The following is a 23,637-nucleotide window of genomic DNA, read 5'->3' on the forward strand; positions in this document are numbered from 1 at the left end:
TCAAATATCAGGTATTAAGTATCAAGTATTACGTACCTAATACCTAATACCTAATACATCTCATATCTAAAGTCTAATATCTAACATCTCATATCTAAAATGAACTATTGGCTGATCAAGTCTGAACCCTTTAAATATAGCTGGGACCAATTTGTAAAGGATGGCAAAACCTTTTGGGATGGTGTGCGTAACTATGCTGCCCGCAACAACCTGAGAGAAATGAAAAAGGGTGAGAAAGTGCTTTTCTATCACAGTAACGAAGGGCTGTGCGTGGTGGGTATTGCCGAAGTGCTGAAGGAGGCCTATCCCGATCCTACGATCAACGATGACACCTGGGTGGCCGTAGATTTCAAGCCGGTAAAGCCCCTGAAAACGCCTGTTACACTCGCCGAGATCAAGCAGACGGCGGGCCTGGAGCAAATGGAGCTCATCCGTCTGGGCCGGCTCTCGGTATCCCGTGTTTCCGATGCAGAATATAAGCTGATCCTGAAAATGGGCGGCCTGAAGGCATAAGCCGGGGATGCTTTAACTGAAAAAGAAGTCAAGTTTTTTGAAACTTGACTTCTTTTTCAATGCCTGCCGGTAAGGTAAACTTAATGAATTGTTCATATTCAAGTCATACCTTTGCGGCGAAAAGCGGGCCGTCGGCCAGATTGCCCGGCCAGCCTGCTTTTCCGGTTATATATGGCTTACTTTTTTCCTCGTATTTTCCACCTCGTCGCCCTGGCGCTCAGCCTTTGGCTCTTCACCGGCTATACCACAAATGCACAGGTACAGATCACGGCCAACCAGGCGGCTGCGGTGTTGGCCCAGCGTCTTGCAGGCCAGGGAATCAACATTACCAATGCCTCACTCACCTGTGCCGATGGCGCCAACGGCAGGTTTGTGGTACAAAGCAGTAACCTGGGCCTGGACAGTGGTATCGTATTGTCTACCGGACTGGTATTGAATATCAACCAGGCGGAGCCCGGGCCCACGAGCACATCCAACGGTACACCCGGCGATCCTGCGTTGCAAACACTTTCCGGCGCTTCCTCCACGAGAGATGCCTGCATCCTGGAGTTCGATATGGTACCTAAGGGCGATGAAGTGAAGTTTGATTATGTATTCGCTTCGGAAGAGTATATCAATTCGATATGCGGGCCTTATAATGATGCTTTCGCCTTCTTTATTTCGGGGCCGGGTATCGCCGGCACGGTCAATATGGCCAGGGTGCCGGGAACCAATATTCCCGTTACCGTAAATACGATCAACAACGGTATCCCGGGCTCACTTGCCGGTGGATTGGCCAACTGCACCAGCATGGGACCGGGCTCGCCTTTTACGGCTTATTATGTAGATAATGCCGGTGGCAGTACCATCGCCTACCGGGGCTTTACGCGTGTGCTCACGGCAGCCAATACCGTGATCCCTTGTCAGACTTATCACCTGAAACTTACGGTAGCCGATGCTCAGAACGCACTGTACGACTCCGGCGTTTTTATTAAGGCCGGTAGTCTGCAATCGGCTTCCTTTACTGTCAAAGCGCAAGGACCCGGAGCGGCCAGCAATCCGCCTTTTGTGGCCCGGGGCTGCGCTCCCGGAAGCCTCATTTTCAGCCGGGCGCAGGCCAAGCCTACACCGCAGGTACTACAGCTACAGGTAAGTGGTAATGCCATCGCCGGTACCGACTATACCGCCTTGCCGCCAACCGTTACCATCCCGGCCAATGCCACCAGCGTATCGATCCCCGTTACGGCGCTGGCATCGCCTACACCGCTTGGCCCCCGGATATTAAAGGTTGCTGTGCTCTCTCCCTACAATTGCAATGGACCGAACGGGCTCGACGACTCCACCCAGATCAATATCGTGGATCCGCCGCAGGCGACCATCCTTACACCCGATACAACCGTGTGTGCCGGAGTAGGGTTTGTGGTAAGGGTACAGGGTAATAGCAGCACATTGCAATATTCCTGGTCGCCCACTTCCGGCCTCAGCAGCGGAACCGCCAAAGAGCCGATGCTCACGCCGCAAGGCAATACAACCTATACCATGACGGCTGTATTGCCCAATAGCGGCTGTGCTTCCGTATCCGATGCCATTACAGTAAGTGTGATCCCTGCACCCCAGACAGTCGATGCGGGGGAGCAGATCGATCTCTGCATCAATACGCCGGTACAGTTTCAGCCCCAGGTGGATCCCGACAACGGTTCTTTCAATTATCAATGGTCAGGTCCCAAAGATTTCAGCTCTTCAAAGAAAAATGCTGAGATCGCCGCACCCCAGGTCGACAATTCGGGTTGGTACCTATTGGCCGTGAATGCGCAAGGGTGCCCGCCGGTAATTGATTCAGTTTACCTGAATGTGGTCGTAAGCCCGCCCTTGCCCATAGTCGTATCACCGGTAAAATACTGCATCGATGAACAAAAGCCTTTGCAGGCCTCAGGTAAGGATTTACGCTGGTACCAGGACGCTGAGGGAGGAAGCCCTTCCAGGCAGGCGCCGGTAGTCAATAGTCATAATGAAGGAAAGCAAACGTTTTATGTAACCCAATCCTATGGCGATTGTGAAAGTGAACGGGTACCTATAGCGGTAACGGTAGAGCGCTGCTGCGGTGACGATCTTTTTGTGCCAAATGCCTTCTCACCCAATGGTGATGGGCTGAATGACGTCTTCGAGCTGAAGCTTGATCATGACAGCAAGATCCTGCAGATCGATATCTTTAACCGCTGGGGACAAAGGGTATTCCAACAATACAGCTTTAACCGACCCTGGGATGGAAATTTCAACGGGCAACCCTTACAGCCCGGCAGCTATTTTTATAGCATTACTGTCAGTTGCCGGGATGGCCGTACCGTCTATAAGAAGGGAGATGTGGTGCTGATCCGTTAGCGGAAGGGTTGCCGAGCCTGTCGAAGCAACATCTCGTTTGTTATCTCTTATCATGCTAAACAAAACCCAACGAGCGCAAGACCAGCAATCTTCATCGGGAAAAATGTCATCAGAGCGTAGCGAAGGTATAGCCCTGCTCTTTTAATGCCCCGATGAGCTTCGGCAATATCGTTTCTGTAATCGCACAACGGTCGTGCAGCAGAATAATATCGCCTGTTCTCACCTTACTCATGATCTTATGCAATAGTTGATCCTTGTCTTTCGCTACGGTATCCAGCGAACGCAGGCGCCAGCCCATGCTTCTCATACCGCTGTTCCGGATGGCTTTGGCCAGGTTGGGGTTCGTAACGCCATACGGCGGCCGGAACAGCTTTACCGGCGTGCCCGTCAGCGCTTCGATCGCTTCGTTGGTACGCCGGATCTCTTCTTCCATTTTAGCCGCACTTTGCCAGTCAAAATGGAACCCGTGGTCAAAGCTATGGTTGCCAATACTGTGACCTTCATGCTTCATCCGCAGCACGAGGGCCTCATTGCCTGCTATGTTTTTTCCGATCAGGAAAAAGGTAGCAGGAACATTTTCCCGCTTGAGGATATCCAGGATAGCTGCCGTATGATTGGCTGGGCCATCGTCGAAGCTAAGTGCTACCCGCCTGCCTCTCTGTTGTACGGAAAGCTGTCCCCGGTCAAATTTTACGTTGAGGATAGGCAGGGTGTTGACTGAATTCAGGTAAAAGTTCCATCGAATGAAAATGGCGCCCAGTGCCAGTATCGTAATTAAGGCCAGCACGCAAGCCGGTAGCCACCAGGCCGAATAGCCGTTGAAATAAACACCAGCGGCCACATGCAGCACCAGCAGGATAAAGAAAAGCAGGGTATAGTGAAATTTGGATTGCAGCGGTCGATAATTTAGGGATGAATAAGGTTTGTGCTTTTTCGTGTCAGCCTGCGCTTGATGGCCCGGTCGGCAAGCCACAGCAACAGGAAATATACGGGACACAGTATAGGATAAAAGACAAAGACAAGGAACACATAGCCGTGGCGACCGGAAGCATGCGGTCCTAATAGTGTGTCAATCCAGGAGAAGGATAACATGTATACTGCGAGCACCAGGAAGGGAACCACGATGCTCCCCAGGATGAGCACCGGGGAATATTTCTTATCCGGGCGCGCTTTGCGGAAGCGGTACATGCTATACAGGTGCAGGAATACAAGAAGCGCTGCAGCAATTGCCATAAAGCCCTCGGGGCCTGAACGCATTAATGTGCCGGCCGTAGCGCTGATCTGTGGTCGCAGGGTAATGACGATATAGTCGGCCGGCAGCTTATCGAAGTGCCAGCGCTGCGGGCTGCCGGAACCAGGGGAAGCGCCAAGGTTGGTGCTAAGTTGCAGGTCAGGGGGAAGCACCGCTTCCAATACAATGTCCAGTCTGCCGAAAGAGCGCCAGTGCCGCGCGGGAGAAAGAGAATAGCGGTGGCTGTACGCCGTTAGCCAGCCGGATAGGTCCTGCCAGGCCCTGGCTTGATAGCTTACGCTGATCCGGTGTATACCTTTGCTTAGCGCAGCATCGAAATATTGCAGCTCATCGGGGCTGCAGATCATGGTCTCGTACGCACCCCATTCGATCACAGCGGTATTGGGCAGATTGTCAAAAGGCTTCTGCATGCCTTCAAAGCCAGGAAATGATAAAGGGATGCTACCATTCCATTCTTTAGGAACAGCGCGCAAGGGTTGCGGCTGTCCGTCGATGCTCACCCGGAAATCGCGCTCAAGATCCTTTGCCAGGAACAATAAGGGTATGCGGATGCCCTGCGGCGATTGTACCAGGTATTCGACCTGGTACCGCGCCCGGGTGACATCATTGTCGATCGTTATCCTTATCGTCTCTTGCAGGATGGCAACATCTTTGCTGGAAAAAACATCGGCCTGGCGGGAGCCCGGCCGTACCGGCGAAGCCATATTGGCAAAGCCGTTGAGCGCTTGCAGTAGCAGAAAGAGTACGGCGGGCAGATGCTTCATCTTGCTGGTATTACGTTACCATTCCATGCCGGGATAGGCCCGTTGCATGTATTGCATTTCGGCCAGGATATACCCGAGGTGCTCCGAGTGCTTGCCGGCTTTGCCTCCGGTCTGCATCCAGGCGTCGGCGGAGGGCATTTCCAGGGTAGCTTCGCCAAGTACTTCCGCCACTTGTGTCAGCCATTGGCTCCTGATCCCGGCCAGATCGGCGCCGGTACCGGCTTCCAGCATCACTTTATCTGCATCGGATATTTCAAACAGCTCTCCGGTATATTCCCAGCGGGCTTGTATCGCCTCCTGCATGCGGTCTTTGCTTTCGCCGGTACCATCGCCCAGGCGTATTACCCACTCGCTGCTCCAGCGGCGGTGATACAATGCCTCTTTCAGCGATTTCTCGGCAACGGCTGCGATGGTTGCGTCTTTACTGTCCCTTAGCGCGGTATAGAGCAGCACCGAATAATTGTCGTAAAAGAAAGAACGGGCTATGGTATAGGCCCAGTCGCCATTATCCTGCTCTACCAGCAGCACATTCCGGAAATCCCAGGCATCCCGCAAGTAGGCGAGCGTGTCTTCAGTAACCGGCTGTTTATGGTTGAGAAAGGCGGGGCTTGAAAACACTTCTTCCTGTATTTCGGCGGGCAGCTGGTTGTACAGCTCTGCTGCATATTGATACAGGCTGCGCGCCTGTCCCAGGTGGTCCAGTGCGGTATTGGTAATGGCGATATCCTGCTCCAGGATAGGGCCATGGCCGGTCCATTCGCTGATGCGGTGCCCGAGTATAAGCGCATTGTCTGCAAGCTGCAGCACATAGTTCAATTGATGGATAGACGTCATTGTCCTTGATTTCTGAATGATCGGCGTCCCGGCAGGGAATTACATGTGCTTCAGCTCGATCGGCAGTTCGTAAAAAGTAGGGTGGCGGTATACTTTGTCATTGGCGGGATCGTACAGCTCACCGGCATCGTCGGGATTGGAGGCATGGATGTATTTGCTTTCCACGGCCCATATGCTTACACCTTCCATACGGCGGGTATACACGTCGCGTGCATTCTCGATAGCCATGGCAGCATCTACTGCATGCAGGCTGCCCACATGCTTATGGTCAAGTCCCGTTTTGCTGCGGATAAATATCTCCCAAAGCGGCCATTCGTTGTTCATTGTCCTGAATTATAATGGTTGAAAAAACTGTCGTTAAAATAAGGAGCCAAAGATAAAGAAATAAAGCCAGTCGGCATGCTTCAGCGGCCGGCAGCAGCCTCCCTGTCATTCAGGTCTGCCTTGATACGCCCTTCCCATAGCAATTGCCTGCTTTTCTGGGCGCCATGACCTGTATCTTCATCGTAGACCGACTGTAGCTGCTCCGTTTCCCGGCTATATTGTTTTTGCAGGCTGTCTACGGCCTCACGAAAAGCAGCTACGGTAACCTTCAGTTTTCGCAGCGCAGTTGCCAGCTCATAGGTTTTCATGGCTGCGATATCGAAATGCAATTGCTCGTGCTGCAGCACATAAGCATTCTTACCGTCGGCCTTCATCCAGGAGCGGTTTTTGTCGAAATAAGGCAGCAGCGTAATGTTGGCTGTTGTGCCCTTATAGTCGCTGGTGAGCTCGTACTGCAGGGAAAAGCCGCTGTAGGTTGCCGCAAGGGCTACACTCTGCTTATCGGGCTTCCCGTTGAAATCTTCTATGTGCAATGGCCGGCCGGCGTCGTAGCCGATCTGTTCGGGATCATTGCTGTTGTTTTTTACCAATACGGTTACACTTACTTCCTGTTGGTTGGGGTCGCGGTACTGGTTATAGTTGATCGCCCACCAGCTGTCAAATTCCCTGAGCACCTGTTCCAGGCTTTGGCTCACCAGCTTGCCGATGTAAACGCTGGCATCGGCGCTGGTACGGGCGGTATAACCACCACTGTAGTCCACCACCTTCTGGCCGTTCCGGTAAAAAGCATAGGCTGCGTCCAGTGCGGCTTCTTCCTGCAGGCCCTTCGTCGTTTCACCCACCTGTAGCTTCGTAATGTGTAAGGCAAACGTATCTGGTGCCTGTTGCGATACGTGTTCGCCGATATACCGGCGAATAGCAGTAGCTGCCCCCGCCTCGATATTGACCGGCACTTCTGTTCGCGTCGTACCGGTCCGCATGGTGCCGATGGTTGCCGTATCGGCGCGGTCGTCAGTCACAGCGGCGATGTATACGTTTTTTAAGCTGATCCCGCCAGCAGTGGGCTTCAGCTTGACGGTACGGCTAGTCTGCGCCGGAGTACCGCCACAGCATAGCAGTACCGCCACAAGTAGCATCAGTATTTGTTTCATCCCTGTTTCCTTTTACTGAAAAAGGAGCCGTTCCCGGATACGGGAATAGCTCCTTTTTGATATTTTTATCAAAAGACCTTTCGCGCATACTTACTCGTCCAGCTTCAGTACGGCGAGGAAGGCTTCCTGAGGTACCTCTACGTTCCCGATCTGGCGCATGCGCTTCTTGCCCTCTTTCTGCTTTTCGAGCAGCTTACGCTTACGGGAAATGTCGCCTCCGTAACATTTTGCTGTTACATCCTTACGCATAGCAGAAATCGTTTCTCTCGCCACGATCTTGGCGCCCAGCGCGGCTTGTATCGCGATCATGAATTGCTGGCGGGGCAACAATTCTTTAAGTTTGCTACAGAGCTTGCGGCCGAAATCCTGGGCACGGCTGCGGTGGATCAGGGCGCTTAAGGCATCCACTTTGTCGCCGTTGAGCAGGATATCCATCTTGGCGATATCGCTTTCGCGGTAGTCCAGCGGCTGGTAGTCGAAAGAAGCATAGCCGCGGGTAGACGACTTCAGCTTATCGTAAAAATCGAATACGATCTCGGCCAGAGGCAATTCGAAGATCAGCTCCACGCGGGTAGCGGTCAGGTAGTTCTGGTTGATGAGAATGCCGCGCTTACCAAGGCACAGGGTCATGATATTGCCGATATAGTCGGGCAGGGTAATGATCTGTGCGCGGATAAAAGGCTCTTCAATACGATCGATGCGGCTGGGATCGGGCATCTCCGACGGATTGTTCACGATGATCCTTACATCTTTTTCCCTTGTGGTATAAGCGTGGAAACTTACGTTGGGTACCGTAGTGATCACCGTTTGGTTGAACTCGCGTTCCAGCCTTTCCTGGATGATCTCCATATGCAGCATACCCAGGAAGCCGCAACGGAAGCCGAAACCAAGGGCTTGCGACGTTTCCGGCTCGAAAGTAAGCGAGGCGTCGTTGAGCTGCAGCTTTTCCATGCAGTCGCGCAGCTCTTCGAATTCATCCGTATTCACAGGGAAGATGCCGGCAAATACCATGGGCTTTACGTCTTCGAAGCCTTTTACCACTTCTTGTGTAGGATTGCTTACCAGCGTAATGGTATCGCCCACTTTCACTTCTTTGGCATTCTTGATGCCGGTAATAATATAGCCTACATCGCCTGCTTTTACCTCGTTCTTCGGTGTAAGCGCCAGCTTCAGGATACCTACTTCGTCAGCACCGTATTCCTTGCTTGTATGGACAAATTTTACTTTATCGTTCTTTTTGAGCGTTCCGTTGATGACGCGATAGTATACAATGATCCCACGGAAGGAGTTGAACACCGAATCGAAGATGAGCGCCTGCAGGGGAGCCTCCTCGTTGCCTTTGGGAGCCGGTATGCGCTCGATAATGGCTTCCAGGATTGCATCGATGCCGATGCCGCTTTTGCCGCTGGCCAGGATAATGTCTTCCGGCTTGCAGCCGATCAGGTCTACGATCTGATCCGTCACTTCGGGTATCATAGCGCCATCCATATCGATCTTGTTGATCACCGGGATGATCTCCAGGTCGTTTTCGATGGCAAGGTATAGATTAGAAATAGTTTGCGCCTGTATACCCTGCGAGGCATCGACCAGTAGCAGCGCGCCTTCGCAGGCGGCCAGCGCACGGCTCACTTCGTACGAAAAGTCTACGTGACCTGGCGTGTCGATCAGGTTGAGGGTATATTTTTCGCCTTTGTGCACATGGTCGATCTGGATAGCATGACTTTTGATCGTAATGCCCTTCTCACGCTCCAGGTCCATGTCGTCGAGCACCTGGGCTTGCATTTCGCGTTCCGAAATGGTTTTGGTATGCTCCAGCAGGCGGTCGGCCAGGGTGCTTTTCCCGTGATCAATGTGGGCAATGATGCAAAAATTGCGGATATTCTTCATATTTCTCAAATGGTGCGCGAAGTTACTGAAAATTTAGGGTTTCCAGCGCTTTCGGTCCTGCAACCGCCCGTATCGCCCGTGATCTTTACGTTACGGCCTATAGAAAAGACAACCGGCACGCCTTTCTCCCTAATTCCTCCCGTTTTTTGTTCCCGGAAGAAGGCATTTTTAAAAGAATGTTTTTATTTATGTAGTTAACTACGTAAATTTGTACCATGAAAAATAAATTCTCTATACGGCAATTGGATAACAATGATAGTCAGCAGGTGATCAACCTTATACTGCCCATACAGCAACAGGAGTTCGGCGTGCCCATCAGCATAGAAGATCAGCCCGACCTTATCGATATCGATTCCTATTATTATAAACACGGAGGCAGTTTCTGGGGTGTTTTCGACGATCATATCCTGGTAGGTACTATTGCCCTGCTTGCCCTGGGTCATCATGCTGCTGCCATCAGGAAGATGTTTGTAAGGAAGGAATACCGGGGCAAAGAAAAGGGCATTGCACAGGCCCTGTTCGACCACTTGATCGCTTATTGCAGAGAGCAAGGTATCCGGGATATTTATCTCGGGACGATAGATCATATGCATGCAGCGCACCGGTTTTATGAGCGGAATGGATTTGAGGAAACAGGGGCTTCGGCTTTACCGTCCTATTTTCCGAGAATGGCTGTAGACAATGTATTTTATCATTTAAACCTTGCTCCATCAATATGAATATTATAGACGAAGCAGGTCTGCTGGCCCTGGCCACCCGGCTACAGCGCCTCAGCGAACGTATGCGCAAGGACGGTGAGGATATTTACAAAGCCATGGGCATCCATTTTCAGCCGAAATGGTTTCCCGTGATCTATGTGCTCCTCCATCGGAATACCCTTAGTGTTGTGGAGATCGCCGGCGAGATCGGCTATTCGCATCCATCCACGATCACTTTGCTAAAAGAACTGGAAAAAGAAAAACTGATCCGCTCAGGAAAGGACAAGGCCGATGAGCGCAAACGGCTGCTGCAACTAAGCGCCAAAGGACGTAAGCTGGTAACACAAATGGAGCCGGTCTGGGATATCATTACGGCAGCTACCATCGACCTGATCGATACACAGCACAATCTGATGCGCGCGATCGAAGAGGTGGAGGAACGATTCCGGCTGCAGAGTTTTTTGCAAAGAGCCTTGTCGCTCATCAAGGCACATAAGGAAGATGATGCTACTGGTTCTTGATCTTGTTCCAGATCTCGTAGAGCTTCTCCTGCGAAGGCCTGTCGGCAGGCAGTTCGGGCAACGCGGTACATTCCTGCCAGTGATCCTGTATATCTTTTGGCAGGCTCTGATATAGTTGTGTACCCTTGGTCTTCCAGGCGATCATCTCGTCGCTCACTTGCTTAATCACCTTACCGGGGTTGCCCACCACCAGGGAGCGTGGCGGAATAATGGTATTGGCCGGGACAAAAGTCATCGCCCCGATAATGGATTCGTCGCCCACCTCCACTTCATCCATCACTACGGCATTCATGCCCACCATCACGTTGCGGCCGATATGTGCGCCGTGTATGATTGCGCCATGGCCTATGTGCGCGGCCTCTTCCAGCTTTACCGTTACGCCGGGGAACATATGGATGGTGCAGTTTTCCTGCACATTGCAGCCATCGGCGATCTCGATACCACCCCAGTCGCCGCGTAGCGCGCAGCCGGGGCCAATGTACACATCTTTACCAATGATCACATTGCCGGTAACGGTAGCCATGGGATGCACAAAGGAAGATGGATGCACTACCGGTATAAAACCTTTGAAGGAATAGATCATAATGCGAAGATAAGAGCGGTTTACCGTTTGATCAGCTTGGCGGGCTGCGTCAGTCCGGCCGCCGTGTGGATATTGACAAAATACATGCCTGGAGCCAGGCTGCTGATATCGATGTCGGTATCGGCTTTCAGGCTGCCGATCAGCAGGTTTTTTCCCTGTACGTCTGTCAACGTATAGGTTGCCATGGCAGTACCCAGCCGGGGGATATGGATATGCACGCGGTCGTTGGCTGGATTGGGGCTCAGGCTCCAGGCTATTGCCGGAGGCTCCGTTGCCTTAATGCCGACCGGTAAGCGGGCGCCAAGCAGCGGCCGCAGCAAGAGCGCACCATCGAGCAGGGAAGGCTCCCAGTTGTTGCTCACTTTAAAGTAACGGTGGTTGGCGCCGGTGCGGTTGGCATCCAGCGCGATCTGCAGAGAGTCGCTTACGCCGCCCGCCGGTTGTACGATGCTGATATAAAAGGTCCCGGTATTCAGCAATACAGGCTGCTCGAAAGCGTATACCGAGAACTTGTTGACCGTATCGGGATAGTCGGGGAGTAAAAATTCCTCCTGGTACAGCAAGTCGTCGGTGCCGCCGTTGATGGCGATGTCGCGGTACACACCTATACTGAACTCTTTAAGTGTGGCCTTGGGTAATACCGGGGCAAAGCGGATGGCGATGCCTCTCAGCGTGTCTGGCTGGTATACGGCGTACTCTACAGCGGTAGCGCCGGGTGCGCCGGGTTGCAGGTTAAGGAAATAAGATTGCTCGGCGGTGCCGTCATCGTAAGCAAAATAATTGTCGAAAACCTGCTGGGAGCGGATGGTATCATTGGCCCTGGACTCGCCGGGATAGCTGCCGGTGCAATAGAACAGGTTGTCGTAGACCACGCGGTCGTTGGGATTGCCCGGAGTAAACGTGCCGGCATTGTACATCGGGTAAAGCGCGTCGGTCTCCTGGCGACTAGGCAGACTTACATTGGCTGTGCCGGAGCCCAGGTTCGTAGCGCCGGTAGTGGCGCGGAAGCCCGTGGGAATATTAGGGGTCAGCGGGCCGTAGTTTTTCAGTGTGGACACCAGGTTGGCGGCAAGGAAGGATGCGGGGTTCGTTTTGAAATGCCGGAAGGGCATGGCGCTGAAATCGTTTAGAATAGAAGCCGGCTCTTTGGTAAAAGCGACATCGCGAACAGTGGTATCGTACAGGTTACGCCCCGCATCGACACGGATATAATCCAGGTTCCAATGGGAATTGCTGATACCTATCGTTGCTGTATTGATCCAGCGCATCCGGAAGTTGTCGTTGAAATACCCGGTATCGTTAAGCGGGATCATCACCTGTCGGAAAGGTAGCTGCGCAGTATCGCCGTTTACCGACCAGACCTTAACCCAGGTGCCATTCGATCGCAGAAAGAACAGCATCAGGGAATCGTAGGGTTTAGGCGAAAAGCCGTTGCCGCGGGGCTGGTAAAAGAAGCTGAGGTATACCGAGTCGACGGGAGCACGCCCGCTCAGGGCAAAGGGCAGCGAGGTAAGGCTGTCGGCGTAGATCGTAGTATAATTCGATACCGTATCGTAATAGGGATGCCCCAGCGCGTTGAGCGCGTCGAAGGTGGCGACGCCGCGGCTCACCATATCGCGGCCCATCGTATTATTGATGTAAACATAACGGTCGGTCCAGCGTTCGGCGCTGGGATAAGGGGCATTATCGGTAAAGTCTTCAAAGAAGGGAAGTGCTAATGCTGTAGGTTTACGTAGCGGACCATGCGGTGCAGCAGGCTGGTGTTGCAGCGCGGTATTCTCCATCAGCGGGCCAAGATGTTCCTGGGCGCCGGCCGTAAATGTAGTGGCAAGGAGCAACAGGAACAAAAATCTCTGGATTAAGCTCATAATACGGTAATTGTACATCTTGTCAATGCGGTCGCCTGTGTCGGTTATCCGCAAATATAGGGGTTTCCCTTCTGAAACGCCTTTAGGCCAAGCCTCGGTTTTAGTCCTATCGCAGCTCTCGGTTGTTCGCCTTACCTTTGCGCCATGCATTACCTTTCCGTTGAGAACCTGGGCAAATCTTATGTTGATAAGCCCCTTTTTGAAAATATATCATTTCACGTCAATGAAGGCGACAAGATCGCGCTGGTAGCCCTCAATGGTTCCGGTAAATCCACCCTGCTCAAGATCCTTTGCGGTATCGAGGTACCCGACGAGGGCAAACTATGGATTCATAAGGATGTCAACGTAGTATTGCTCGACCAGGATCCCGCTATTAATGATAAACGCAATATCCTCGAAAATATTTTTGACCACGACCATCCGGTGCTGAATGCAATCAAACGTTACGAAGCGCTCACCGAAGGCGGGCAGGAACCAGATCCGGTGCTGCTGGCCGAAGCCATGCAGGAAATGGACGAACGTAATGCCTGGCATTTTGATGCCAAAGTGAAAGAAATCCTGGGCAAGCTCAATATCCATCACCTGGAGCAGGAGGTGAGCACACTTTCCGGAGGACAAAAGAAAAGGATCGCCCTGGCCAAGGTCCTGATCGATATGGACTTTGAGCACCGGCATACCCTGCTCATTATGGATGAGCCTACCAACCACCTGGATGTGCAGATGATCGAATGGCTGGAGCACTACCTAGGGCAGGAACATGTGACTCTGCTCCTGGTGACGCACGACCGCTATTTCCTCGATGCGATCTGCAATGAGATCATCGAGATCGATAACCAGCAATTGTACATTACACGCGGCAATTACGAAAAATACATGGAGCAGAAGGCGGCCCGGCTTGAGAACGAGCAGGCTAGCCTGGAGAAGGCCCGAAACCGCTACCGTAAAGAGCTGGAATGGATGCGCAAGCAGCCCAAGGCCCGCTCCACCAAATCCAGGGCGCGGCAGGATGCTTTTTACGACTGGAAAGAAAAAGCCACGCAAAAGATCAAAGCGGCCGAGCTGGAGCTTCAGGTGAAGATGACCCGCCTGGGCGGCAAAATACTCGAGCTGAAAAAGGTATACAAATCTTATGGAGAAAAAATAATACTGAAAGGGTTTGATTACACCTTCAAGCGTGGCGAAAGGGTAGGCGTAGTGGGGAAGAACGGCGCGGGTAAATCGACCTTTATCAATATGCTGCTGGGCAAGGAGCCGGCCGATAGCGGCAAGATCAATGTAGGCGATACCATCATATTCGGTGATTTTTCCCAGGAAGGCCTGCAGTTCAAAGAGGATGTGCGGGTGATCGAATATGTAAAGAACATCGCAGAGTTTTTTCCCCTGGCCGACGGTACTAAGGTAAGCGCCGCCATCTTTCTGCAGCGTTTCCTGTTTACACCCGAAAAGCAATATACTTATATCTCCAAGCTGAGTGGCGGTGAAAAGAAACGACTGCAGCTACTGTCTATCCTCTTCCGTAATCCCAACTTCCTGGTGCTGGATGAGCCTACCAACGACCTTGATCTGCCTACGCTGGATATCCTGGAAGAGTTCCTGATGGATTTTCAGGGCTGTCTGATCATCGTATCGCACGACCGTTATTTTATGGATAAATTGGTCGATCACCTGTTTGTATTTGAAGGCGAAGGCGTGGTGCGCGATTTCCCCGGCAATTACTCGCAGTACCGTGAGATTGCCAGGGAAGAAGAACGCTTTAAGGTAGAGCGGGAGCGGGAAGCAGAGCTCCAAAAGATCGCAACAGTAGCAGCGGAACTACCTGCCGCAAAGCAGGAAGCCCGTAAGTTGTCTTTTAAAGAAAAGAGAGAGCTTGAACTGCTGGAAAAGGAAATGCCCCGGCTGGAAGCAGAAAAGAAACGCCTCGAAGAGGAGATGAGCGCGGGCAACCTCAGCTTCGAAGCCCTGCAGCAGCATGGCGCAAGTATAGCTGCGCTCGTGGCCCAGCTGGAGGAAAAGGAAATGCGCTGGTTGGAATTGAGCGAGTAGGTCGCATGATACATAGTCAAACGGGCCGTCCCTGCTAATGCTGGGATGGCCCGTTTTTTATCGTGCAGCAGCTTAGTTGCCGGCAGAAATATCAAGGCCTTTCAGCGAGTTGATGGTAATCACACTATGCGTGTTGAGCACGGCATCGAAGGTGGGCATGGTGCCGGTGGCGATCACTTCCTGGCGGTCGGTGGACATAGACTGGGTGGTAGCGTCTTTCCACTGGAACACCAGGCCGTTCAGGTAAATATTGCTATTATCGCCGTAAGTCACAGTTTTGGTTTCGCCGGCATTCAGGGAGAAGGTTTGTTCCAGTGATGGTTTCTGGATATTGTCACCCTGGCGTATCAGCAGCGTTACGTTAACGTACTGGTTGCTTTTGTTGACGAATGTTTTCTTGCCACTCATGTTTTTGAAGTTTTGGTTTGATGAAATAAGATAGTGTTGCGGTGTCCTTTCCGGAAGACGGTACAAAAATAGCTTGCCGGGCTGGCCCGCAAGCGCGTGGTTATACCCGTTTTTAAATTGAGGTGAAACTACCGGGGACAGCAGGCCCTCGGGTTTTTGCGTTGGAAACAAAAGCTTTAGGTGGTAGAAGCTCCGGGCCGGCGATAGCCATGCGTCGGATCTGTAGCCGGAAAGCCTGCCCTTTGCTGATGTACCCGTTCGCAATTTTTAACGCAGACTTGATCCGGTATTGTCGGTTAATCCCCTAACTTTATCTTTATAACGTACAAAGGCCGGTTGGCAGGCATCCAAGCATTAACGGAAGGATAATGGTGGTTTTTGGCACAAAATTTGCAATTAGCAGACTAACCTGATTTTTTTCATCCCTAAACTGAATCTTATGCTTGAACAATTGATGCAAATGATACAGCAGAGCGGCCAGTCCTCTGTGATCGACAATACCGATGTGCCCAATGAGCACAATGAAGCGATCCTCAACGAAGCCCAGCAAAGTATCACCAGCGGTTTGCAAGGCCTGGCCGATACCGGCGAGTTGAACACCGTAATGGAAGCAGCTCAGAATGGCCAGCCTGTAGAGCAGCTCCCGGCTGTACAGAATATCTCCAACAACTTTATGGGTAGCATCATGGATAAGTTCGGCCTCAACAAAGGTACAGCTGCCATGATCGCTTCTGCGGTGATCCCTATGGTGCTGAGCAAGGTGATGAACCGCGGCGGCCAGCAGGCTGGTGGTGGCGGCTTCGACCTGGGTGGCTTGCTGTCTTCGCTTACCGGCGGCGGTGCTCCGGCCCAGGGGCAAGCCCAGGCTTCAGGTGGTGGCCTTATGGACAGTCTTAGCAATATCGGCGCCAAGCTGGGTCTTGACAAAGACGGTGATGGCGATGTGGACCTCAATGACCTCTCCAAGCTGATCAAGTAAAATATCCTGATCGTTTAATACAATGGCGCTGCTTCCCGCGAAGCAGCGCCATTGTCCCTTTTAAGAAGGGGTATCAGCAATCGTCGCAAATGCTGTTGGGTTTATGCGACAGGCAGGGAATATCGACTGTCAAGCCGCCACCTTTAACGTTTTGCTGCTGTGCCGCATCCAGGCAGCTCACTGTTTTCTTTTCCAGCCGGAGTTTCGGTGCAGGTATTAATTTTTTCTTTTTCATAAAATCCTGTGTATATAGGTAAACAATCGGGTACAATTTGGTGTATTCTGTTACTTGTCGAAAGTGATACTTCACAGGCTGGTCTTTTGGGTTGATAAGACAGCCTTTTTCAGGAAAAAAAGTGACTATTCCGATATAGGAAACAAAATAATCTCCGGTCCTTGAGCATGTCGAAAGGGACAGCTACAAATGGTGCTTCGACGGGCTCAGCAACTGTATCAAGACGAATTTGGCTAATGTTTCCTATATCAGGATAGTCGGTAAAAAAATCAACGAAAGATAACTGTTCCTTATCTGAGAAATAATAAAAATTGATACACCTTCGGTTCAATATGCCGGAACTTTGACTTTTTAAATGTACCAACCATTATGATAGAACAACACCAATTGGGTTCACAAGGGATCATGGCCTCGCGCCTGGGTCTGGGCTGTATGGGCATGAGCGACTTCTACGGTGGCCGCGACGATGAGGAAAGCCTCCGTGTGCTGGATCGTGCCGTAGCGCTGGGTATTACCTTCTGGGATACTGCCGATATGTACGGGCCTTACACCAATGAAGAGTTGGTAGGCCGGGCCCTGAGAACACACCGCAGTAAGATCACGCTGGCCACTAAATTCGGTATTATACGCGATCCCAACGATCCGCAGAAAAGAGGGGTCAACGGTAAACCCGAATACGTGAAATCTTCCGTTGAAGGCAGTCTCAAGCGACTGGGTACCGATGTGATCGATCTTTACTACCTCCACCGCCGCGATCCTGGTACGCCTATTGAAGATACTGTAGGCGCCATGGCCGACCTGGTAAAGGAAGGTAAGATACGGGGCATTGGCCTCAGCGAAGTATCTGAAGAAACATTACGCAAGGCACATGCCGTGCATCCACTCACGGCCATTCAAAGCGAATATTCGCTGTGGACGCGCGATCCGGAACAAAATGGCGTGCTGCAGGCCTGTAAAGAGCTGGGGATTGCCTTCGTGCCTTACAGCCCGCTGGGCCGCGGCTTTCTCACCGGGCAGATCCGCAAGTTTGAAGACTTTGAAGCCGACGACTACCGCCGCCATTCGCCGCGTTTCCAGGGCGATAATTTTCAGAAGAACCTGGACCTGGTGGCCGAGATCGAAGCGATGGCTAAGCGTAAAGAAGTGACCGCATCGCAGTTGGCGCTGGCCTGGGTGATGGCACAGGGCGACAACATCTTCCCGATACCTGGCACCAAGCGGGTAAAATACCTGGAAGACAATGCCGGTGCTGTAAACGTAAGCCTGAGCAACGAAGAGATCACCACACTCAATAGCATTTTTATCGACGGTCCTTCCGGCGCCCGGTATCCCGAGCAGATGATGAATACGCTCAACGGCTAAAAGTATTGTTGCGCTTTTCCAACCCGTACGGTCAACCTGATCGTACGGGTTTTATTTTTGAAACGCGTTTTAGTAATAGCCGCTACAAGCCAGCACGTAACATAACCTTCTGTATGCTTTATTTGAAATCTAACGGAATTTTCACCCTTTCATGTAGGGTATGCCGGCGCACTAAGGGTGTCTCTGTTGAAATGATACCCGAATGATGCGTTCCTATTGCGGCAAAGCGCTTTCGCTGCTCTTGTTTTTCATTGCCGGCATGGCGCCGGTAATATCGAATGCCGCCCCTAAGAAAAAGGTGCTGTTCATAGGTAATAGCATTACCTACTTCAACGATATGCCCCAGGTTTTTCGCAATATCGCCAACCAGAAAGGCGATAGTGTAGACCTCACAATGTATGCGCCCGGCGGTACCGGCTTTCAGCACCATTATATCGATCCCAACGTTTTTAACCATTTCCGGGAAGGCGGCTGGGAGGTGATCGTGCTACAGCCCGGATCCAACGAATCGGTAGGTGTGCCGCCTACACAGCCGAGGCCCCTTACGTTGCAGCAGGCTCGTGTGCTCATCGATTCGGCCCGGTATTACAATCCCTGTGCGCGTATCCTGTTTTACGAGATCGGCCATGGCGTGCATGGTACCACTGCTGCTCATGTAGCACAGTACAATACCTTCATGGATCATATCCGTACCACAAACGAATACCTGGCCGATTCTACCGGCTTGTCCTTTGCACCGGTAGGCGAAACTTTCCGCTATGTATGGAACCGTGATCCTTCGGTATTGCTATGGCAGGCAGCCGGTGACATTCATCCCAATTATAAAGGCTCTTATATGGCCAGCTGTGTTTTCTATGCGTCGATCTTCCACAAACCCTCGGCCGGTAACACCATCTACAATGGCAATACCGCCGCCGATGCGCAGTACTACCAGCGGGTAGCCGATTCAATTGTGCTGCGTTACCCGGACCGCTGGCGTATCGATACCAGCTGGCACCAGGCACGCTTCAGCTATACAAACAACGGGCTTAGTCTCCAATTGCATAACCTGAGTGAAGGACATGACTCGCTAAAGTGGTTCCTGCCCGGCAGCGCACCGCAAACCACAGTTGATGTGAGCCATACCTTTACGCAGGCGGGCACCTACAGCATTCAGCTGGTAGCTTACTTCGGCAACTGCACCGATACGCTGGTACAAAAGGTTACGCTCAACGGAGGGGGCACCGGTATCGATAAGGAGGAAAGCCGATCGCTGCAGGTACAGCTATACCCCAATCCTGTAAATCACATCTTCCAAGTGCAGTTGCCTGTATCGGTACGTCAGTTTACGGTACAGTTGCGCGATGCCAGCGGACACTTACTACAAGAAGCAGGGAATACCAGCCGGTTTGATATGGGCAGACAAGCGCCTGGACTTTATTTTATCCGCATCACGGATCTGGAAAGCGGCCGGCAGTTTGAAGGCAAGGTGCTGAAACGGTAAATTAAGGCGCGTGCGCCAGCGGGGTATTTTACCTATGTTGCCAGCAACGCCCAGTAGTTCCAGATACCCTTCTTTTACACGGCGTACCATTTTGTGTTGGAGCACCGCAAAGATGAGATAAACTACCTGTGCCATTGGGGTCCGGACTACGATAAAAAATCTCATAGTTTGTGGCCGATAATGCTACATGTCCTATGCCTTTCACATCGCCAATGTATTTATCCTTATTGTCGTAGAGCGCTATCCTAATCTCGTCTCTATAGTTGTTTAGTATGTCTGTTTCTGCCTGAAGTGTCTTTGGCCATTTGACTTCAATTTCTTGCTTAAATTCTGTGCCATTAAAATCATAATAACTATCTCCTATTTTAATCCTTATACTTTCTATCGTTGGCTTTTGAAACAAGACGATATAATGTTCCGTTTTGCTGCTCTTGGTGCATGAAGTGAATATTAGTAGCATCAACAACAGTGAGTATATCTTTTGCATATTGTGTTTTATGTTTTTGCAGTTTTAATAAGATTTATACAAGTGCTTTTCTTCGTCAACTCAACACCTCCGCATCCCCAATACTCGTCTTTTTGCTATCATAAGCTTCTACACATTTGATCAATGCTGCAGCGTGTAGAAAGATATCGTCAAGAGAGAAGAGCTCCACTTTGGTTTCTTTCTTGTTCTCGTCGAAGAGGCCGATGTATTTGCGCGTACCGTTGAAATGCAAACGGCAGATGGTTTTGCGGTTGTTGTCGTCGAGCAGGATGGCGAAGTAAGAGAGGGCATCGCGATACACCACCCGGCTAACAGGTATGGTCTGGCGCAATATTGTTTTCACGATCATAAAGCCTTCCAGCTCTTCTTCAGTCGTGACGATACCTGTAGGCTCTCCGGCAACAGGCTCTCCTTCGGGTAACGCATCCTGCTTCTGGGTCTCGGCTTCTTTGGTGAGCGCCGACTTGAGCCGCTCTGTAATAAGATCGTTGATGTATTGCTGAAACGATTTCTTTGTCAACTCCGAGAACTGGTCCAATATCTTCTGCGTGATCATGCCGGGATATACCTGGCGGGCAAAATGCCGCACGAAGTCGGGGCCCGGCGCCTGGAGCTCGTTGGCGATCAACTGCTTTAGTTCGTTGGTATACTTGAGCTCACTGGCGGTATTCACAATATTGCCGAAATCGAAATAGGCCTTGTGAAATTTCTTCAGCTCTTCTACCTGGGCATCCTTGATGTCGGTGATATCGAAGATGAAGAACGGCTTTTCATCCATCTTATTGGGCGTGTCGAGATCGGTATAGAAGCGGTACTCGATGCCATTGGTAAGAATGGAGAACTTGGCATTGGTGGTATGGAAGTAGCGGAACAACTGTGAAGCATTATGCACGTTGAGCGGCGCCGTATGCGACTTACATTCGATAAGAATAACCGGCGCACCGTCTTTCATAATGGCATAGTCGATCTTCTCACCCACCTTAATACCAATGTCGGCTACAAACTCTGGTACTACTTCCAGCGGATTAAATACATCGTAGCCCAGCTCTTTGATAAAGGGCATAATAAAGGCGTTCTTGGTGGCCTCTTCGGTAGTTACCTGGGCTTTGAGCTTGGTAACGCGTTCGCCCAGCTGGCGTATCAGGTCTTTAAAATCCATAGAATAGGTTTTAGTACTTGGCAGTGTATAGATTAGAGTACAAAAGTGCGACGACGCGAGGTTTGCTGCTATACCTAGCGCTCGGTATTTACAGGCATATACTCCTGCGGAGCAAGCAGGCATTACTTACGTTACAAGCATTTTGCTCCTACAGAGCGATGCGTTGATTGTCTCGTTTGTCGTTGCGCCATTGTGCCGCTGCAAGCCTTCTATTACCTCCCGCGCAGCAAGCGCTCCAGCGTAAGGCAGCAGATATCGGCATGCTGCGGTAGTTGTATCACAATGTGCTTGCCCGTCTCTTTCTCTACACGCAGCCCATCGGCATAGGGCTGAAGGCCGGTTATCTTTTCAAACCGTACCTGCGCATTCTTGCCGGCTCCCGTAAAGAATACCCGTTTATCGGTAAGATATACACTACCTCTGTCAATGTGCTTCAACATTGCCGCACGGCTATGCACCGCTTGTAGCCTTCCGGGCTGGAGGTAGACTTGCTGTATACTACTGAAGCTGCTATAGGAGGCACCCGTACGCTGCGCGCTGCGTTCTTCGTACCATGTGACGTTCGTTCCTTTGAAATAGCATTGCTCCCCTCTTTGCAAAGACGTGTCCGCTGAGATTACCGGAAGGTCCAGGTTTTCGAGTGCCCAGTATCGCTTCAGCTTATGTAATTGTTCCTGTGTCTGCGTATTGAACTGCAGCGATACACGCAGGCTGGTGGCTATGGCCTGCAGCTCCTGCTCTTCTTCGGGCGACAGATGTTTATGCGTAAGGATACCGGCAACGTAATCCTGTACAAAGGCGGCGCGGGTCTCGGCCGATATCTTGTCGGCCAGTGCTTTGGGCAGGCGCAGCGTGCCTTCCAGCCTGGCCAGGAATTGTTCTTCTTCGCGGGTCAGCCGTCCGTCTGCAACGGCGTCTTTGAACGACTGCCGGTAAAGGGTTTCGCCCAGCCAGATATGCAGCTGCTCCACCTGCTTGTCGTTGAGGCCTAGTATATGCTGCAAATGACGGAGCGTGTCGAGCTCCTCGTTGTCCAGGTGCCTGTCGGCAAGGCAATGGTTGAGATACACCGCGTAAAACTCTTCCAGGTTACGCGGATAGACCAGGTTGAGCCGCAGTTTGTAGCGGTGCTCAATGGATCTTATCTCCTGTGTCGAAATTTGTCTTATCGTTTTCGTGGCGAGGAGATTGTTGATCTCAATCACGGCGTTGTCTGCTATCACTTGTCCAAAGCAGCGTTGCAGCAGGCTGCTCGTCTGCAGCGCATGTACCCGGTATACATTTCCGTTCATTACTCGTATTTTCTGTATTCTTCGTAAATAGGATGATTCCAGTCGCATACGCCGCCATGATGCGAGCAAGCACCGCGACCCCTTGCACCGGAGGTCGAGCCATCGCAGCAAAGGGTCTCGTAGCCTACAATCCTTTTGCGCAACGGGTTGATCTTGTCGTGTAGTTTTTCGGCATCTTTATTGCCGTCTTGCATCAATGCTCTCAGGTCCGATACGGCGTCGGCGATCCTGCCGGTCTTGCTATAGCAAAGCGCCCTATTGTATCGAAGCTGAGGATCGGTACGTCGGCCCGCCAATGCGCTGTCGAGCAGCGGGAGGGCGGCTTTGTATTTGCCGGCTTTTACCAGTTCCTGGGAACGATTTACTTGCAGCCCTGACGCAGCATCGCGGATCTTATTCTTTTCCTCGTCGTTCCTGGCATAGGTCAGCGCCCGTTGTAGCTGCTGTTTCGCAGCTTCCCATTGCCGGGATTGGCCCAGCTGACGGCCCTCCTGCAGGTAACTGGCCAGGGTGTCCTGACGCTGTGCATCCTGCCGCGCGATCACGGCCTGTTCTTTGGCGACCCTGTCGTCAATAAGCTGCTGGCGTTCGGCTGCCTGTTTATCCTTTTCAGCATAGTGCAATATTAAAGGGAACGAGCCGGTAAAAAGAAGCAGCAAGGTTACCGCTTTGATAGCCGTTGTCAGCCGGAAGCGTAGCCGCCTTTCCAGGAAGCGGTGCCCGGGCGGGAAGGCGATGAAACCGCACAGGAGCCACAACAATGATAGTAAAGGATGTATAAGGGACATAATGGCCAGCATGCCGAAGAATAGGCCCAGGGCCCATTGCAGGCCCTTGCTGATCTTCCCGCCGCCCGTTACCATCGTGGGCTGGGGTTTGAAGTAATGAGGTAGTACCCGGGCGTGTTCCGGGATTAATAAAGGTATATATTTCATAACCGGAACAGCTTGTTGATGCGCTGTGCTTTGGCCCATTGCAGCTTATGAAGGAAATTGTCTACCTGCAGATCGGCAACGCCATTCACTGCGAGCTCCAGTGGACGGCCACCATGCGGGTGTATGGATATGAGATGTTTCCGGGAGAGGCCCCACAGCACCAGGCTAGCGAGTCCAGCTAACAGCGCCGGCAAAAGTAAAACGTTGCTGCTATCGACTATGAAGATCGTAACCAAAGCGTATAGAAAACACAACGTAGCAATAACAATAAAGATCGTTTTGCTGGTATAGAACATTCTTACGGAGCTGATGTCTTCCAGGAAAAAAGTGATGTGATAGGCAAGTCCCCAGGATTGATCCGACAGGTGAATACGTTGGTTGGTAAGGATTACTTTGTTGCCGTTGGAACTAAGCAGTTCCTGCTCGTCAGGGAAAAAGGTCATAGCGTAATGTTTGGTAGGGGCAAAGGTAAAATAGTGCGAGAGGGTGGGGAATACCTAA

Annotated in this window: 23 protein-coding genes; 8 read left to right on the top strand and 15 right to left on the bottom strand. The window is 51.6% G+C overall.

Going from position 1 to position 23,637, the window contains the following annotated elements; genetic code table 11:
• Positions 1–99: 99 nt before the first annotated feature.
• Positions 100–513 carry an EVE domain-containing protein gene (locus DZK30_RS13240; RefSeq protein WP_118974591.1) on the top strand — a complete coding sequence of 138 codons (414 nt, stop codon included), beginning with the start codon at positions 100–102 and terminating at the stop codon, positions 511–513.
• Between the two features lie 171 nt (positions 514–684).
• On the top strand, positions 685–2,871 hold the full coding sequence (locus DZK30_RS13245) for a choice-of-anchor L domain-containing protein (RefSeq protein ID WP_118974592.1): 2,187 nt from the start codon (positions 685–687) through the stop codon (positions 2,869–2,871).
• 109 nt (positions 2,872–2,980) lie between these two features.
• On the opposite strand, the gene DZK30_RS13250 is transcribed toward DZK30_RS13245, so the two are convergent.
• From DZK30_RS13250 to lepA, 6 genes are all read right to left on the bottom strand, one after another.
• The gene (locus DZK30_RS13250; protein WP_162903068.1) at positions 2,981–3,868 is read right to left on the bottom strand and encodes a polysaccharide deacetylase family protein; all 888 of its coding nucleotides are present in this window, start codon (positions 3,866–3,868) and stop codon (positions 2,981–2,983) included.
• A complete protein-coding gene (locus DZK30_RS25845; RefSeq protein WP_162903069.1) occupies positions 3,778–4,887 on the bottom strand; it encodes a hypothetical protein in 1,110 nt (369 codons plus the stop codon). The genes DZK30_RS13250 and DZK30_RS25845 overlap by 91 nt, the downstream gene beginning before the upstream one ends.
• A gap of 15 nt (positions 4,888–4,902) precedes the next feature.
• Positions 4,903–5,721: a 1,2-phenylacetyl-CoA epoxidase subunit PaaC gene (gene paaC / locus DZK30_RS13255; protein WP_118974594.1), complete on the bottom strand. Its 819-nt coding sequence runs from the start codon at positions 5,719–5,721 to the stop codon at positions 4,903–4,905.
• 39 nt (positions 5,722–5,760) lie between these two features.
• Positions 5,761–6,045 (bottom strand): 1,2-phenylacetyl-CoA epoxidase subunit PaaB, encoded by a 285-nt coding sequence (gene paaB / locus DZK30_RS13260; protein ID WP_118952723.1) that lies wholly within the window; start codon positions 6,043–6,045, stop codon positions 5,761–5,763.
• An 80-nt stretch (positions 6,046–6,125) separates the two neighbouring features.
• Positions 6,126–7,196, bottom strand: a complete 1,071-nt coding sequence (locus DZK30_RS13265; protein WP_118974595.1) for a DUF922 domain-containing protein — start codon at positions 7,194–7,196, stop codon at positions 6,126–6,128.
• A 90-nt stretch (positions 7,197–7,286) separates the two neighbouring features.
• A complete protein-coding gene (gene lepA / locus DZK30_RS13270; protein ID WP_118974596.1) occupies positions 7,287–9,083 on the bottom strand; it encodes a translation elongation factor 4 in 1,797 nt (598 codons plus the stop codon).
• A 215-nt stretch (positions 9,084–9,298) separates the two neighbouring features.
• Between lepA and DZK30_RS13275 the strand changes: the two genes are divergently transcribed.
• Both DZK30_RS13275 and DZK30_RS13280 read left to right on the top strand, forming a co-directional pair.
• Entirely contained in the window at positions 9,299–9,802 is a 504-nt protein-coding gene (locus DZK30_RS13275; protein ID WP_118974597.1) for a GNAT family N-acetyltransferase, read from the top strand.
• Positions 9,799–10,302 (top strand): MarR family winged helix-turn-helix transcriptional regulator, encoded by a 504-nt coding sequence (locus tag DZK30_RS13280; RefSeq protein ID WP_118974598.1) that lies wholly within the window; start codon positions 9,799–9,801, stop codon positions 10,300–10,302. Before DZK30_RS13275 ends, DZK30_RS13280 begins: the two co-directional genes overlap by 4 nt.
• Here the strand turns inward: DZK30_RS13280 and DZK30_RS13285 are convergent.
• Positions 10,289–10,885, bottom strand: a complete 597-nt coding sequence (locus tag DZK30_RS13285; protein ID WP_118974599.1) for an acyltransferase — start codon at positions 10,883–10,885, stop codon at positions 10,289–10,291. The two genes, DZK30_RS13280 and DZK30_RS13285, sit on opposite strands and share 14 nt — an antisense overlap.
• Positions 10,886–10,905: 20 nt before the next feature.
• Complete coding sequence (locus DZK30_RS13290) at positions 10,906–12,753, bottom strand: T9SS type A sorting domain-containing protein (protein WP_162903070.1); 1,848 nt, start codon at positions 12,751–12,753, stop codon at positions 10,906–10,908.
• Positions 12,754–12,897: 144 nt separating this feature from the next.
• Here DZK30_RS13290 and DZK30_RS13295 point away from each other — a divergent pair, with 144 nt between their 5' ends.
• Complete coding sequence (locus DZK30_RS13295; RefSeq protein WP_118974601.1) at positions 12,898–14,796, top strand: ABC-F family ATP-binding cassette domain-containing protein; 1,899 nt, start codon at positions 12,898–12,900, stop codon at positions 14,794–14,796.
• 72 nt (positions 14,797–14,868) lie between these two features.
• Here the strand turns inward: DZK30_RS13295 and DZK30_RS13300 are convergent, their stop codons facing one another.
• The gene (locus tag DZK30_RS13300; RefSeq protein ID WP_118974602.1) at positions 14,869–15,204 is read right to left on the bottom strand and encodes a hypothetical protein; all 336 of its coding nucleotides are present in this window, start codon (positions 15,202–15,204) and stop codon (positions 14,869–14,871) included.
• A 439-nt stretch (positions 15,205–15,643) separates the two neighbouring features.
• Between DZK30_RS13300 and DZK30_RS13305 the strand changes: the two genes are divergently transcribed.
• Positions 15,644–16,183: a hypothetical protein gene (locus DZK30_RS13305; protein WP_118974603.1), complete on the top strand. Its 540-nt coding sequence runs from the start codon at positions 15,644–15,646 to the stop codon at positions 16,181–16,183.
• 73 nt (positions 16,184–16,256) lie between these two features.
• On the opposite strand, the gene DZK30_RS25850 is transcribed toward DZK30_RS13305, so the two are convergent.
• Positions 16,257–16,418 carry a class I lanthipeptide gene (locus DZK30_RS25850; RefSeq protein ID WP_162903071.1) on the bottom strand — a complete coding sequence of 54 codons (162 nt, stop codon included), beginning with the start codon at positions 16,416–16,418 and terminating at the stop codon, positions 16,257–16,259.
• 369 nt (positions 16,419–16,787) lie between these two features.
• On the opposite strand from DZK30_RS25850, the gene DZK30_RS13310 reads away from it, so the two are divergent.
• Together DZK30_RS13310 and DZK30_RS13315 are read left to right on the top strand one after the other, a co-directional pair.
• On the top strand, positions 16,788–17,780 hold the full coding sequence (locus tag DZK30_RS13310) for an aldo/keto reductase (RefSeq protein ID WP_240432921.1): 993 nt from the start codon (positions 16,788–16,790) through the stop codon (positions 17,778–17,780).
• Between the two features lie 202 nt (positions 17,781–17,982).
• The gene (locus DZK30_RS13315; protein ID WP_118974604.1) at positions 17,983–19,263 is read left to right on the top strand and encodes a T9SS type A sorting domain-containing protein; all 1,281 of its coding nucleotides are present in this window, start codon (positions 17,983–17,985) and stop codon (positions 19,261–19,263) included.
• 28 nt (positions 19,264–19,291) lie between these two features.
• Here DZK30_RS13315 and DZK30_RS13320 read toward each other — a convergent pair whose 3' ends face one another.
• The 5 genes from DZK30_RS13320 to DZK30_RS13340 form a co-directional block, all read right to left on the bottom strand.
• Complete coding sequence (locus DZK30_RS13320; RefSeq protein ID WP_118974605.1) at positions 19,292–19,750, bottom strand: hypothetical protein; 459 nt, start codon at positions 19,748–19,750, stop codon at positions 19,292–19,294.
• Between the two features lie 55 nt (positions 19,751–19,805).
• Complete coding sequence (locus tag DZK30_RS13325) at positions 19,806–20,909, bottom strand: type I restriction endonuclease (protein WP_118974606.1); 1,104 nt, start codon at positions 20,907–20,909, stop codon at positions 19,806–19,808.
• A 212-nt stretch (positions 20,910–21,121) separates the two neighbouring features.
• Positions 21,122–22,201 carry a hypothetical protein gene (locus DZK30_RS13330; RefSeq protein ID WP_162903072.1) on the bottom strand — a complete coding sequence of 360 codons (1,080 nt, stop codon included), beginning with the start codon at positions 22,199–22,201 and terminating at the stop codon, positions 21,122–21,124.
• The gene (locus tag DZK30_RS13335) at positions 22,201–23,136 is read right to left on the bottom strand and encodes a tetratricopeptide repeat protein (RefSeq protein ID WP_162903073.1); all 936 of its coding nucleotides are present in this window, start codon (positions 23,134–23,136) and stop codon (positions 22,201–22,203) included. Before DZK30_RS13335 ends, DZK30_RS13330 begins: the two co-directional genes overlap by 1 nt.
• Positions 23,133–23,579 (bottom strand): hypothetical protein, encoded by a 447-nt coding sequence (locus tag DZK30_RS13340; protein WP_118974609.1) that lies wholly within the window; start codon positions 23,577–23,579, stop codon positions 23,133–23,135. Before DZK30_RS13340 ends, DZK30_RS13335 begins: the two co-directional genes overlap by 4 nt.
• Between the last annotated feature and the right edge of the window lie 58 nt (positions 23,580–23,637).

Source organism: Taibaiella koreensis, from assembly GCF_003545715.1.
GTDB classification, from domain to species: Bacteria; Bacteroidota; Bacteroidia; order Chitinophagales; family Chitinophagaceae; genus Taibaiella; species Taibaiella koreensis.